At 72.2% G+C, this 13469-nt stretch carries 12 protein-coding genes; all 12 read right to left on the reverse strand.

The genetic code is table 11. The features are described from left to right. Window positions 1-1862: glycoside hydrolase family 65 protein (locus ACFE60_RS12555; RefSeq protein WP_375389198.1), on the reverse strand; the 1862-nt coding region annotated here is incomplete at its 3' end. Beyond that, window positions 1859-2608: an HAD family hydrolase gene (locus ACFE60_RS12560; RefSeq protein WP_375389199.1), complete on the reverse strand. Its 750-nt coding sequence runs from the start codon at window positions 2606-2608 to the stop codon at window positions 1859-1861. The genes ACFE60_RS12560 and ACFE60_RS12555, both read right to left, overlap by 4 nt. 77 nt (window positions 2609-2685) lie before the next feature. Continuing rightward, window positions 2686-3234 (reverse strand): amino-acid N-acetyltransferase, encoded by a 549-nt coding sequence (locus ACFE60_RS12565; RefSeq protein WP_375389200.1) that lies wholly within the window; start codon window positions 3232-3234, stop codon window positions 2686-2688. Between the two features lie 93 nt (window positions 3235-3327). Next, a complete protein-coding gene (locus tag ACFE60_RS12570; RefSeq protein WP_375389201.1) occupies window positions 3328-5835 on the reverse strand; it encodes an ATP-dependent Clp protease ATP-binding subunit in 2508 nt (835 codons plus the stop codon). 613 nt (window positions 5836-6448) lie between these two features. Beyond that, window positions 6449-6634: a hypothetical protein gene (locus tag ACFE60_RS12575; protein ID WP_375389202.1), complete on the reverse strand. Its 186-nt coding sequence runs from the start codon at window positions 6632-6634 to the stop codon at window positions 6449-6451. A gap of 81 nt (window positions 6635-6715) precedes the next feature. Continuing rightward, the gene (gene lysS / locus ACFE60_RS12580) at window positions 6716-8197 is read right to left on the reverse strand and encodes a lysine--tRNA ligase (RefSeq protein ID WP_375389203.1); all 1482 of its coding nucleotides are present in this window, start codon (window positions 8195-8197) and stop codon (window positions 6716-6718) included. Window positions 8198-8232: 35 nt separating this feature from the next. After that, on the reverse strand, window positions 8233-9081 hold the full coding sequence (panC, locus tag ACFE60_RS12585) for a pantoate--beta-alanine ligase (RefSeq protein ID WP_375389204.1): 849 nt from the start codon (window positions 9079-9081) through the stop codon (window positions 8233-8235). Beyond that, window positions 9078-9785, reverse strand: coding sequence for a DUF2520 domain-containing protein (locus ACFE60_RS12590; RefSeq protein WP_375389205.1), 708 nt, complete (start codon window positions 9783-9785; stop codon window positions 9078-9080). Before ACFE60_RS12590 ends, panC begins: the two co-directional genes overlap by 4 nt. Continuing rightward, entirely contained in the window at window positions 9782-11263 is a 1482-nt protein-coding gene (locus tag ACFE60_RS12595; protein WP_375389206.1) for a PH domain-containing protein, read from the reverse strand. The genes ACFE60_RS12590 and ACFE60_RS12595 overlap by 4 nt, the downstream gene beginning before the upstream one ends. A gap of 4 nt (window positions 11264-11267) precedes the next feature. Next, the gene (locus ACFE60_RS12600) at window positions 11268-11771 is read right to left on the reverse strand and encodes a PH domain-containing protein (RefSeq protein ID WP_375389207.1); all 504 of its coding nucleotides are present in this window, start codon (window positions 11769-11771) and stop codon (window positions 11268-11270) included. Further along, entirely contained in the window at window positions 11768-12244 is a 477-nt protein-coding gene (locus tag ACFE60_RS12605; RefSeq protein ID WP_375389208.1) for a DUF3180 domain-containing protein, read from the reverse strand. Before ACFE60_RS12605 ends, ACFE60_RS12600 begins: the two co-directional genes overlap by 4 nt. A gap of 43 nt (window positions 12245-12287) precedes the next feature. Further along, window positions 12288-13469 (reverse strand): ATP-dependent metallopeptidase FtsH/Yme1/Tma family protein (locus ACFE60_RS12610; RefSeq protein ID WP_375389209.1); only part of this gene is annotated, 1182 nt, incomplete at its 5' end.

Here is a 13469-nt window from a genome sequence, read left to right on the forward strand (position 1 = left end):
GCCAGCACGACGTCGGCCTGCTTCAGCACCTGGAAGCGGTAGATCACGAGCGGGTGGAAGTGCAGCAGCAGCGGCAGCTTGTCCGCGGGGGTGTTCTCGAGGTCCCACACCTCGCGGTCGAGGAAGTGCGCGTCCTGCGGGTGGATGTTGAAGGCCTTCGAGTAGGGGATCACCATCGCCTCGGCGGCGCGCTCCCACTCCCCGATCTCCGACTCGTCGAAGCCGACCCGATCCATCATGCGCGTGTAGGCCTCGGGGAACTGGTCCGCCACGACCCGCACGCTCTCCGCGGCGTAGCGCAGGTTGAACCGCGCCATCACGTTGGTGAACAGGTTGTCGTTCACGACGGTCGTGTACTCGTCCGGCCCGGTCACGCCGTGGATGTGGAACGAGCTGCCCTCGGTGTGCCGCCAGAACCCGAGGGTCGTCCACAGCCTGGCGGTCTCCACCACCATGTCGATCGCGCCGCGGGCCAGGAAGTCGGCGTCGCCGGTCGCCCGCACGTACTTCGCGATGGCGTAGGTCACGTCCGCGTTGATGTGGTACTGCGCGGTCCCGGCCGCGTAGTAGGCGGACGCCTCCTCGCCGCTGATCGTGCGCCACGGGAAGAGCGCGCCGCCCTCGTTCAGCTGGCGCGCCCGCTTGCGTGCCGCCGGCAGCATGCGTTCCCGCATCTTCAGCGCGTTCCTGGCGAACAGCGGGCTGGTGTAGGTGAGGAACGGCATCACGTACACCTCCGTGTCCCAGAAGTAGTGGCCGCTGTAGCCGCTGCCGGTGAGGCCCTTGGCGGGCACGCCGCTGGAGTCCGCCCGAGCCGCGGCCTGCGCGAGCATGAAGAGGTTCCAGCGCACCGCCTGCTGGATCTGCGGGTGCCCCTCCACCTCGACGTCGCTGCGCTCCCAGTACGCGTCGAGCCACTCGCGCTGCAGCTGGCGCTGCTCCTCCGCACCGCCGTCGAGCACGCGGTCGAGCAGGCGCTGGCCTCGGTCGATCAGCTCGCGCGGGGGCACGCTGCGCGACGTGTGGTAGGCGACGACCTTGGTCAGCTTGACCGGCACGCCGGCCTTCGCCCGCACCTGGTAGACGTTCTTCGCGATGTCGGGAGCGATGGAGGGCCGCATGTGCACCTCGTTCTCCGTCTCGATCACGTGATCGACCATCACCGACATGGTCATGTGCGAGTGGGTGACCCGGAAGCTGAGGACGCTGCGGTCGTCGCGCTGCCAGAACTCGACCGGCTGCAGCACCCGCTCCGCGAGGCGCTCCGCCCGGCGGGGGTCGAATCCGGCCGGGCCGATCTCCGGCGTGGTGCGGCCGAACTCGTCCTCGCCGTCCTGCCGGTTCAGGATCTGGCTGGACAGCACGACCGTCGCGTCGGCGTTCTCGACGGTGACCTCGAACGACATGACGGCCAGGTGGCGCTCGACGAACGAGACCATCCGGTCGGAGCGCACCCGGACGCGCTTGCCGGAGGGGGTCAGCCACAGCAGCTCGCGGCGCAGCACGCCGTCGCGGAAGTCGAGCTCCCGGTTGAAGGTGAGCAGCTCCGCGACGTCGAGCACCAGGGGCTCGTCGTCGACGTACAGCCGGATGATCTTCGCGTCCGGGACGTTGACGATCGTCTGGCCGACCTCCGCGAAGCCGTAGGCCTGCTCCGCGTGCCGGATGGGCCAGACCTCGTGGAAGCCGTTGATGAACGTGCCGTGCTCGTGCGCGTCACGGCCCTCGGAGCTGTTGCCCCGCATGCCCAGGTAGCCGTTCGCGGTGGTGAAGATGGTCTCGATCAACCCCATGCGCTCGTCGGAGTAGATCCGCTCGACGAGCTTCCACTCGTCGACGGGGAACCGGTCGCGGTCGATCACAGGGATGCGCCCTTCTCTGCGGCGAGCAGGTCGGCGAGATCGCCGACCACGACGTGCGCGCCCGCGTCGCGGAGCGCTGCGGAGCCGACGCCGCGGTCGACGCCGACCACGAGGCCGAAGCCGCCGGCCGCGCCGGCGGCGACGCCGGAGACGGCGTCCTCCACGACCACCGCGTTCGCGGGGTCGACGTGCAGCCGGGACGCGCCCGCCAGGAAGATGTAGGGCCGCGGCTTGCCCGGCAGCCCCTCGTCCTGCGCGACGACGCCGTCGACGATCACGGGGAACCGGTCGGCGAGGTGCGCGGCGGCCAGCACCGGCACCGCGTTCTTCGAGCTGGACACGATCGCCGCCGGGATGCCGAGGGACCCGAGCCGGTCGAGCACCGCCAGCGAGCCGGGGTACGGGGCGATCCCCTCCGCCGCCAGCAGCGAGGAGAAGAAGGCGTTCTTGCGGTTGCCGATGCCGCACACGGTGTCCGCGTCGTCGGAATCTGACGGATCGCCCCACGGCACGTCGATCCCGCGGTCGCGGAGGAGGGAGTCGACGCCGTCGTAGCGCGGCCGCCCGTCGAGGTGCAGGAAGTAGTCCGCGTCGGTGTACGGCGGCCGCACGCCGCGGTCGTCGAACAGCCGCGTGAACATGCGCGACCAGGCACGCATGTGGACCTCGGCGGTCGGGGTGATCACCCCGTCGAGGTCGAACAGGACCGCTGCCGCGTCGAAGAACTCGAGGCGTTCGGTGCTCAACGCGCTCCCCTGGACCGGCGCGGAGCCGTCACGGACGACCATGCGGTCCGTCCGCGCTCCGGCCCGCGGGAGAAACACTAGACGTGCGGAGGTGGGGCCGAGACGACCGGCTGGGGTCGCAGCACCTTCAGCATCCGCGTGTTGCCGAGGGTGTTCGGCTTCACCCGCGCGAGGTCGAGGAACTCGGCGACGCCCTCGTCGCCTGATCGTGCCAGCTCGGCGACGACGTCGGGGCCGACGACCCCCTCCCCCACCTCCGCGTAGCCGTGCGCGACGAAGAAGGGGACCTCGAAGGTCAGGCAGAACAGCTTGTCCACCCCCAGGTCGACCGCGTCCGCCTCGAGACGCTCGACGAGCGCGTGACCGACCCGGCGACGGCGCCAGGTCGTGTCGACGGCGACGGTCCGGATCTCGGCGAGGTCGTCCCACATCACGTGCAGCGCCCCGCACCCGACGACCGCGCCGTCGTCCGCCTCCGCGATCCGGAACTCCTGCACCGCGGCGTAGAGCACCGCGGCGTCCTTGCCGAGCAGGATGCGCTCGTCGACGAGCGGGGCCATCAGCCGCTGGATCGCGGGGACGTCCTTCACCCGCGCCCGCCGGACGGAGAACGATGGGGCGGGCATCCGTCGATCCTCCCACCCCCTTGCATTTTGAAGGCGTTCTGGTGGCCTTCGGCTGACCAGAACGCCTTCAAAATGAAGAAGGGGGCGCTGCGGCTACTCGGCCGCGGTGCCGCTGCCGTCGGTGATGGCGCCGGCGGGAGCCGAGCCGGCGCCGACCAGCTCGCCCTTCTTGGTCGTCGCGAACACGAAGGCGCCGTCCTTGAAGTCGACGTGCACGTGGTCCCCGGCGGTCAGCTCGCCGTGCAGGATCTTCTCCGACAGCCGGTCCTCGACCTCGTGCTGCACCGCGCGGCGCAGGGGGCGCGCACCGAGCGCCGGGTCGAAGCCGACCTCGATGAGCCGCTCCTTCGCCGGGACCGTCAGCTCGACGCTCAGGTCGCGGTCGAGCATGCGATCGCTCAGCCGCTTGATGAACAGGTCGACGATCTGCAGCAGCTCGGGCTTGGTCAGCTGCGGGAACACGATCATCTCGTCGACGCGGTTCAGGAACTCGGGCTTGAAGTGCCGCTTCAGCTCCTCGTTCACCTTCGCCCGCATGCGGTCGTAGTTCGTCGCGGTGTCGCCCTCGGCGACGAAGCCGACCGGTCCGCCGGAGATGTCCCGGGTGCCGAGGTTCGTCGTCATGATGATGACGGTGTTCTTGAAGTCGACGACGCGGCCCTGACCGTCGGTCAGGCGGCCCTCCTCCAGGATCTGGAGCAGCGAGTTGAAGATGTCCGGGTGCGCCTTCTCGATCTCGTCGAAGAGCACGACCGAGAACGGCTTGCGGCGCACCTTCTCGGTGAGCTGCCCGCCCTCCTCGAAGCCGACGAACCCGGGAGGGGCGCCGAACAGCCGCGAGACGGTGTGCTTCTCGCCGTACTCCGACATGTCGAGGGAGATCAGCGCGTTCTCGTCGTCGAACAGGAACTCCGCGAGCGCCTTCGCCAGCTCCGTCTTCCCGACGCCGGTGGGGCCGGCGAAGATGAACGAGCCGGAGGGCCGCTTCGGGTCCTTCAGGCCGGCGCGGGTGCGGCGGATGGTCTTCGCCAGGACGGCGATGGCCTCCTCCTGACCGACGACGCGCTCGTGCAGCGCCTTCTCCATGAAGATGAGGCGGCTCGACTCCTCCTCCGTCAGCTTGAAGACGGGGATGCCGGTCGCCTGCGCGAGCACCTCCGCGATCAGGCCCTCGTCGACCTCGGCGGTGTGCTTGACGTCGCCGCTGCGCCACTGCTTCTCCAGCCGGAGGCGCTCGCCGAGCAGGTTCTTCTCCTCGTCGCGCAGACCCGCGGCCTTCTCGAAGTCCTGGTCCTCGATCGCGGCCTCCTTGGCGGCGCGCACGAGGGCGATCTTCTCGTCGAACTCCCGCAGCTCCGGCGGCGCTGACAGGATCGACAGACGCAGGCGGGCGCCGGCCTCGTCGATCAGGTCGATGGCCTTGTCCGGCAGGAACCGGTCGGAGATGTAGCGGTCGGCGAGGTTCGCCGCGGCGACGATCGCGCCGTCGGTGATGGACACCTTGTGGTGCGCCTCGTACCGGTCGCGCAGCCCCTTGAGGATGTTGATCGCGTGGGGCAGCGACGGCTCCTGCACCTGGATGGGCTGGAACCGGCGCTCGAGCGCCGCGTCCTTCTCGAAGTGCTTGCGGTACTCGTCGAGCGTGGTCGCGCCGATGGTCTGCAGCTCGCCGCGGGCCAGCAGCGGCTTCAGGATGGAGGCGGCGTCGATCGCGCCCTCCGCGGCGCCCGCGCCGACGAGGGTGTGGATCTCGTCGATGAAGGTGATGATGTCCCCGCGGGTGCGGATCTCCTTCGTCACCTTCTTCAGGCGCTCCTCGAAGTCGCCGCGGTAGCGGGAGCCGGCGATCAGGGAGCCGAGGTCCAGCGTGTAGAGCTGCTTGTCCTTCAGCGTCTCCGGCACGTCGCCGCGCACGATCGCCTGGGCGAGGCCCTCCACCACGGCGGTCTTACCGACACCGGGCTCGCCGATCAGGACCGGGTTGTTCTTCGAGCGGCGGGAGAGGATCTGCATGACCCGCTCGATCTCCTTCTCGCGCCCGATGACCGGGTCGAGCTTGCCGTCGCGCGCGGCCTGGGTGAGGTTGCGGCCGAACTGGTCGAGGATCTGCGAGCCCTGCGCCTGCTGCTGCGTCTCGCCGCCGACGGCGACCTGCTCCTTGCCCTGGTAGCCGGAGAGCAGCTGGATGACCTGCTGGCGCACGCGGTTCAGGTCCGCGCCGAGCTTCACGAGCACCTGGGCTGCGACGCCCTCGCCCTCGCGGATCAGGCCCAGCAGGATGTGCTCGGTGCCGATGTAGTTGTGGCCCAGCTGCAGCGCCTCGCGCAGCGACAGCTCGAGCACCTTCTTCGCGCGCGGCGTGAAGGGGATGTGGCCGGTCGGCTGCTGCTGGCCCTGGCCGATGATGTCCTGCACCTGCTCGCGCACGGCGTCGAGGGAGATGCCGAGGGACTCGAGGGCCTTCGCGGCGACGCCTTCGCCCTCGTGGATCAGGCCGAGCAGGATGTGCTCGGTCCCGATGTAGTTGTGGTTGAGCATCTTGGCCTCTTCCTGGGCCAGGACGACGACTCTGCGGGCTCGATCGGTGAAGCGCTCGAACATGCGGTGGCTCCTCACTGCGCCCGGCTGCCCGGGCGACGTCTGGACGGCCGGGCGGGTGTCCTCCCGGCGTCGAGACGAGGCTACGGCGCGGGTCCGCGCACCCGGGGCCCTGTTCGCCGGGGGCTTACCTCCGCGTCGCGCGCCGACCCGCATCCGCGAGCGGACCGGGCGCCGTAGACCCGGTCCGTCCGCGGATGCGGCACCGGCGGCAGCGGTCCCCCCGGATGCTGCGCGCCGTTCGTCGTTCCGGACGCCGGTTCCCCCGAGCCGTCGTCCTCGGATGAAGCATGTCCGCCGCGGCATGCCGTGGACCGGCGCGACACCGGCCCAGTCCGGGGGCGCCCCCGACGGGTGTCGTGGCGCTCAGGCGGTGCGTCGGAGGAGGGCGCCGGAGCCGCCGAACACCAGCAGCCAGCTGATGTACAGGTTCACGGCCGTCTTCCGCATGATGTCCCCCGTCCCGCCGCCCACCATCGGTGCGGTCGTGAGGACAGGTTCGCGCGAGCGCGGCGGCACCGCACGATCCCAGTGGAGGTGCGACCGCACCGGGTGCGACGCGGCCAGGTGCGACCGGAGGGGGTGCGACCGGAGGGGGGATCAGCCGAACTGGGGGTCAGCCCCGCTGCGTGTCCTGCTCGGCCTCGGAGAGCAGGCGAGCGTCCTCCTCCGCCTCGAAGCGGGCCCGGGCCTCGCGCTCCGTGCGGTCGGCGCGGAGGATCGTGCGCATCACGAACCAGAAGATGAGCGATACGCAGATGGTGGGCACGATCGCCCACAAGCCCTCGTTCCAGCCGCCCATACGGAGAGGGTACGTCGGTCTCGTCCGTCGACGTGGTCTCGAGGCGCGCTGCGCTCGCACCTCGACCAGCGGGGGCGGGGGCTACTTGACGAGGGGGAAGAGGATCGTCTCGCGGATGCCGTCGCCGGTGAGAGCCATCAGCAGCCGGTCGATGCCCATGCCGAGGCCGCCGGTCGGGGGCATGCCGAACTCGAGCGCGCGCAGGAACTCCTCGTCGATGCGCATCGCCTCCGGATCGCCGCCCGCGGCGAGCACCGCCTGGTCCACGAACCGCTGCCGCTGCACGACGGGGTCGGTGAGCTCCGAGTACCCGGTCGCCAGCTCGAAGCCGCGCACGTAGAGGTCGAACTTCTCCACGACGCCGGGGATCGAGCGGTGCTCGCGGACGAGCGGCGAGGTGTCCAGGGGCATGTCCATGACGAACGTCGGCCGCAGCAGCGACGACTTGACGAAGTGCTCCCACAGCTCCTCGACGTACTTGCCGCGGATCGGGTGCGCGACCTCGATCTCGACCCGCTCCGCGAGCGCCACCAGCTCGGCCATCGGCGTCTCGGGCGTGATCTCGACGCCGGCCGCCGCCGACAGCGACGGGTACATCGAGATGCGCTCCCACTGCCCACCGAGGTCGAACTCGGTGCCGTCGGTCCAGGTGACGGTCGTCGAGCCGCCCACCGCGACGGCGGACCGCTGGATCAGGTCCTGCACCAGGTCGGCGACGCCGTGGTAGTCGCTGTAGGCCTCGTAGGACTCGAGCATCGCGAACTCGGGCGAGTGGGTGGAGTCCGCGCCCTCGTTGCGGAAGTTCCGGTTGATCTCGAACACCCGCTCCAGCCCGCCGACGACGGCGCGCTTCAGGAACAGCTCCGGCGCGATGCGCAGGAACAGGTCGGTGTCGAACGCGTTCGAGTGCGTCACGAACGGCCGGGCGGAGGCGCCGCCGTGCTGCGTCTGCAGCATCGGCGTCTCGACCTCGAGGTACCCGCGCTCTGCGAACGTCGCGCGGAGGGACGCGACGGCGGTCGCGCGCGTGACGACGTTGCGCCTGGCGGCGGGACGGGTGATCAGATCCAGGTAGCGGGACCGCACCCGCGTCTCCTCCGACAGCTCGGTGTGCAGGTTCGGCAGCGGCAGCAGCGCCTTCGCGGCGATGCGCCACTCCGCGACCATGATCGACAGCTCGCCGCGGCGGGACGTGACGACCTCGCCGGACACGAACAGGTGGTCGCCGAGATCGACGACCGCCTTCCAGTCGGCCAGGGACTCCTCCCCCACAGCGTCCAGGCTCACCATCGCCTGGATCCGGCTGCCGTCGCCCGCCTGCAGCGACGCGAAGCAGAGCTTCCCGGTGTTCCGGAGGTGGACGATCCGGCCGGCCAGTCCGACGACGTCGCCGGTCGCGACGTCCGGCTCGAGGTCGGTGTGCCGGGCCCGGACGGCGCCGATGGTGTCGGTGACCGGGACGGCGACGGGGTACGCCTGCTCCCCGCGCTCGATCAGCCGCGCCCGCTTCCCGAGCCGGACCTCGCGCTGCTCGCTCGTGTCGTCGACCGTGTCGTCGGCCATGCGCTGGACTCCCGGTTCGATCGACGGCGCGCCGGTCAGCCGAGGTGGACGAACCGGTTGTCGATCAGACGCGTTCCGCCGACCCGGGCGGCGACGAGCACGAGGGCACGACCACGATAGCCGTCGTCCACCGGCCGGAACGTGGCCGGGTCCACCACCGCGAGGTACTCGAGGTCCGCGCCGTCCTCGCCCGCGAGCGCGCTCTGCGCGGCGCCGACCATCGCGTCGACGTCCCGGTCCGCAGCGGACTCGGCGGCGTCGAGCGCCGCCGGCACCGCCCTGGCCAGGCGGCGCTCCCCGTCGTCCAGGTAGCGGTTCCGGCTCGACATCGCGAGCCCGTCCGCCTCCCGCACGGTGTCGACGACCTCGAGCGCGACGGGCACGTCGAGGTCGGTCAGCATCCGCCGGACGAGGAACACCTGCTGCGCGTCCTTCTGCCCGAAGACGACGGCGTCCGGGCCGACGACGTGCAGCAGCTTCAGCACGATCGTCAGCACGCCGTCGAAGTGGCCCGGCCGCACCCTGCCCTCGAAGACGGTACCGGCGGGGCCGGCGGTGACCCGCACCTGCGTGCGCCCCTCCGGCAGCAGCTCGGCCGCGGCGGGGGCGAACAGCAGGTCCGCTCCGGCGCGGTCGAGCGCGGCGACGTCCGCGTCGAGATCCCTCGGGTAGCGCGCGAAGTCCTCGTTCGGGCCGAACTGGAGGGGGTTGACGAACAGGGAGACGACGACGAGGTCGGCGACCTCCCTCGCGCGCGCCACCAGCGCCAGGTGGCCGTCGTGCAGCGCGCCCATCGTCGGCACGAGGGCGACGAGCCGCCCGGCCGAGCGCGCCGCGGCGACCCGCTTCCGGATCTCGGCGACGGTCGGGATGGTCTCGGTCATGCCTCGTCCTCCTGCGCCGCCGGCCGGCGGGCGTCCCCGAGCGCGCGCTCCAGCGCGGAGCGGGCCATCGGTCCCAGCACCAGGTCCGCGTCCTCGACACCCAGCCCGGCCAGCCTCGCGGCCGCCGAGCGCACCGCCTGCGCCAGCGGTGCGGTGACGTCACCCAGCGCCGCCGCCCACTGCTCGCGCGCCTCCTCCGGCACGACGACGGGCTCGCAGCCCATCTCGACCGCGAGTGCCTGGCCGATCGGCAGCACCGGCGCCGGCGCGGTGACCGCGCAGCGGGACTCGCGGAGGCGGACCAGGTCGAGGCTCGTGCCGGTGAAGGCCATCGCGGGCGACAGCGCGACGGGGATGGCGCCGCGCCGGACCGCGGGCAGCAGCACGTCCGTGCCGAACCGCGCCGCGGTGTGCACCACGAGCTGACCCATCACCCACACGCCCGCGTCCGCGAGCCCCGACACGAGGCCCGGCAGCTCGTCGTCCGGCACCGCGACGAGCACGAGCTCGCTGCGCTCGACGAGGTCGGGCACCGCCAGCATCGGGACCCCCGGCAGCATCGCGTCGGCGCGATCGCGGCTCTGCTGCGACACCGCGCTCACGCCCACGAGCGCGTGGCCGGCTCCGGCGAGGGCCGCACCCAGCACGGGCCCGACCCGCCCGGCGCCGATCACACCGACGCCGAGCCGTCCAGCGGGCCTCACGGCCGTCCGCTCCGCTCGGCCCACCGGTGGGACACGTCGGACAGCCGCGCCCCGACGCCGATCGCCGCCAGCTCGCCGAACAGTCGCTGCGCGCGATCGACGTCGATCAGGCGGAGGCGCGTCGACACGGGCCCGGACACGACGTGCGGGTGCACGGTCGCGACGCGCAGCAGCCGCTCGAGCGGGCCCTGCCGCAGGGAGACGCTCTGCATGCGGGCGTCCGGCACGACCGCGAGCTCCCGGTGCAGGAAGCCCGATCGGGCGAGCACGGTCTCATCGGTCAGCTGGAACCCGGTACGGCGCCACGCGAGCGGTCGCAGCCAGCGGGCCCGCGCCGGGGCGGCGGTGAAGCCGTCGTCCCGGCCCCGGCCGGTCAGGCCGGTGAGCACCGCCTCCCGCCGGTCGGCGAGGTCGGGCACCAGCAGCGGCAGCAGCGTCAGCACCTCGTCGAGGGTGGCGACGGGCGCGAGGGACCGCTCCGTCTCGGCGTTGCGACGACCGGCGGCATGGCCCGCGCGGTTCACCGAGATGCGCCACCACCCGGCCGGGCGCCACAGCAGCGGCTGGTCGATGCGCAGCGCGTGCACCCGGCCGGGTGGCACCGCCTCCGCGCTGGTGCTCACGACCCCGCTCATCACGCGCACGCCGTCCGGGGTCGAGACCACCGTGAAGCGCAGGTTGCGACCGATGCGCCGCGCGGCGACGGTCACGGTGCCGATCACGATCGGGAAGAACGAGACGGCGGCGGCCGGAGCCGCGCCGATCGCGGCGAGGGTCGGCAGCACGACGGCCGCGAGCACCACGAGCGTCACCGTCGTCTCCGACAGCAGCACCGAGCCGATCGCGCGGCCGGGCGTCACGTGCACGACGCGCGGGCCGTCCTCGTCCAGCACGGCGGCCTCGATGCTCGGCGCGTCCCCGTCGGCGGCGGCACCCGCCCTGCGGCCGGAGGCGAGGCGCAGCACGTCGCGCCGCAGCTCCTCCGCAGCGCCGTTGGACAGGTACTCGAGGCGCACGTTCGCGTTCTGCCCCGCGACGTCCAGCTCGATGCGCGCCGCACCGACCACCCGGGCCAGCAGCGGCCGCGAGATCGTCACGCCCTGGATGCGGTCGAGGTTGGCGGTGCGGGTGCGCCGCAGCAGCACGCCGTAGCGCACGGTGACGGCGTTCCCGTCGATCTTGAACTCGCTGGCCCGCCACGAGATCCAGAACAGGCCGATCCCGATCACGAGCACGCCGAGCACCACCAGGGCCGCCGGGCCGACCAGGCCGCGCCGCGTGATCTCGTCCAGCGGGTCGCCGCCGGCGTCGGGCACCCCGAACACGAGGGCGACCAGGTGCTCGCGGAAGTTCGCGCCGACGTACAGCAGCACGGCGACCAGCCCGATGCCGCCCCGCAGCAGGGGCGTCGCCGGGTGGAGGCGGTGCCAGAGCCCGTCGACGTACCGGCTCCTCGGCGGCGATGCCGGGGTCGTCATGCCCCTACAGTCCCACGCGCCGCTCCTCGGCCCGTGCCACGAGGGCGTCGCGCAGCTGCGCCGCCTCCGCCTCCGGCAGGCCGGGGAGGGCGACGTCGGACGTCGCCGCGGCGGTCACCAGCCGCAGCTCGGCGAGGCCGACGAGGCGCGCGACCGGGCCGCGGTTCACGTCGATCAGCTGCATCCGGCCGTAGGGCACCGCGACGAGCCGGGAGAGCAGGATCCCCCGGCGCACGACGAGGTCGTCGTCGCGCAGGATCCAGCCGATGGCGTGCACGCGGCGCGGGGCGATGACCAGCCGGACCACGGCGGACACCGCGACGGCGGCGATCACGAGCCAGCCGATCCACGGCGCCGGCTGGATCAGCCAGAGCAGCAGCACGCCGACCACGGCGCCGCCGATCGCGGACATCAGGATCGCGGCGACGTCGACCCAGACCAGCTTGTTCGAGACGCCCCGCCAGCCGGTGATGCCGGCGTCGAGCGCTCGGGGCGGCAGCACGGTCATCGTTGCTCCAGGGTGCTCTCGGGGTTCTCCGCGCGGTCCTGCGGCGGGATGCGGCACCACCACTCCACCACGAGTCCGGCTGCGCAGAGCACCAGGGCGCCGATCCCGGTCAGCACGTCGGGCCAGAAGGCGGGCGTGGCCGCCGTGCCGGTCCGCGAGACGGCGTAGAGCAGCAGGGCCGCCGCACCCCCGACGAGCAGGGCGCCGGCGAGCCCGGAGGCCTTCGCCAGCACCAGGATCCGCATGGCGTAGAAGGGATCGATGGGCCGGTCCGCCTTGCCCTTCACGACCCGCCGCACCGGCCGGCCGAGCAGCAGCAGCCCGGCGGCCAGCAGGAACAGCACCGAGTACAGCGTGACCGGCGGGATGAACGACGGCGCCCCGCCCGCGACGAGCGCGACCTGGAGCAGCCAGCCGATCACCGCGCCGACCACGGCGATGCCGAGGAGGGCGAGGGGGCCGGTTCGCCTCACGGTCGCTCAGCCGCCCCCGCGTCTCCGCCGGCGCGCCCCGTCATCAGGCCGTGGCAGGACGCGGCTTGATGCGCGGCGCGCGCTTGCGTGCCGGCGCCCCGCCGTTCGAGTCCACGCCGCCGTCGACCGCTCCGGCGTCGATGGGCGCCTTCGGGCCCGGCACGGCGACCGCCGGGAGGTCCGAGACCGGGCGGCGGTCGCTGGACAGCCACTGGGGCCGCGGCGGCAGCTTCTTGATGTCCTTGAAGATCTCGGCCAGCTCGTGCTGGTCCAGGGTCTCCTTCTCGAGGAGGGCCGTGGCGAGCCGGTCGAGCACGGCCCGGTTCTCGAGGATCATCTGGTACGCCTCGTCGTGCGCCGACTCGATGAGGCTGCGCACCTCCTTGTCGACCTGCTCCGCGAGCTCCTCCGAGTACTCCCGGCTGTGCCCCATGTCGCGGCCCAGGAACATCTCGCCCGACGCGGCGCCGAGCTTGACCGAGCCGATGAGCGCGCTCATGCCGAACTCGGTGACCATGCGCTTCGCGGTGCCGGTCGCCTTCTCGATGTCGTTCGAGGCGCCGGAGGTGGGGTCGTGGAACACGACCTCCTCCGCGACCCGGCCGCCCATCGCGTACGCGAGCTGGTCGAGCAGCTCGTTGCGGGTGACCGAGTACTTGTCCTCGAGCGGCAGCACCATCGTGTAGCCGAGGGCTCGGCCGCGGGGCAGGATCGTCACCTTCGTCACCGGGTCGGTGTGGTTCAGGCTCGCGGCCACCAGGGCGTGGCCGCCCTCGTGGTACGCGGTGATCAGCTTCTCCTGGTCCTTCATGACCCGGCTGCGGCGCTGCGGGCCGGCGATGACGCGGTCCACGGCCTCGTCCAGGGCCCGGTTGTCGATCAGCTGCGCGTTCGAGCGCGCGGTCAGCAGCGCGGCCTCGTTCAGCACGTTCGCGAGGTCGGCGCCCGTGAAGCCCGGCGTCTTGCGCGCCAGGATCTCGAGGTCGACGCCCGCCGCGAGCGGCTTGCCCTTCGCGTGCACCTCGAGGATCCTCTGGCGGCCCTTCAGATCCGGCGCGTCGACGCCGATCTGCCGGTCGAAGCGTCCCGGGCGCAGCAGCGCCGGGTCGAGGATGTCGGGCCGGTTCGTCGCGGCGATCAGGATGACGTTCGTCTTGACGTCGAAGCCGTCCATCTCGACCAGCAGCTGGTTCAGCGTCTGCTCGCGCTCGTCGTGCCCGCCGCC

This window comes from uncultured Amnibacterium sp. (genome assembly GCF_964245895.1).
Taxonomy (GTDB): Bacteria; Actinomycetota; Actinomycetes; order Actinomycetales; family Microbacteriaceae; genus Amnibacterium.

Bases quoted from the DNA above. Each gene is read 5' to 3' on its own strand.
- ACFE60_RS12565 (WP_375389200.1), bottom strand. From the start codon at position 3,234: ATGCCCGCCCCATCGTTCTCCGTCCGGCGGGCGCGGGTGAAGGACGTC.
- ACFE60_RS12570 (WP_375389201.1), bottom strand. From the start codon at position 5,835: ATGTTCGAGCGCTTCACCGATCGAGCCCGCAGAGTCGTCGTCCTGGCC.
- ACFE60_RS12575 (WP_375389202.1), bottom strand. From the start codon at position 6,634: ATGGGCGGCTGGAACGAGGGCTTGTGGGCGATCGTGCCCACCATCTGC.
- lysS (WP_375389203.1), bottom strand. From the start codon at position 8,197: ATGGCCGACGACACGGTCGACGACACGAGCGAGCAGCGCGAGGTCCGG.
- panC (WP_375389204.1), bottom strand. From the start codon at position 9,081: ATGACCGAGACCATCCCGACCGTCGCCGAGATCCGGAAGCGGGTCGCC.
- ACFE60_RS12595 (WP_375389206.1), bottom strand. From the start codon at position 11,263: ATGACGACCCCGGCATCGCCGCCGAGGAGCCGGTACGTCGACGGGCTC.
- ACFE60_RS12600 (WP_375389207.1), bottom strand. From the start codon at position 11,771: ATGACCGTGCTGCCGCCCCGAGCGCTCGACGCCGGCATCACCGGCTGG.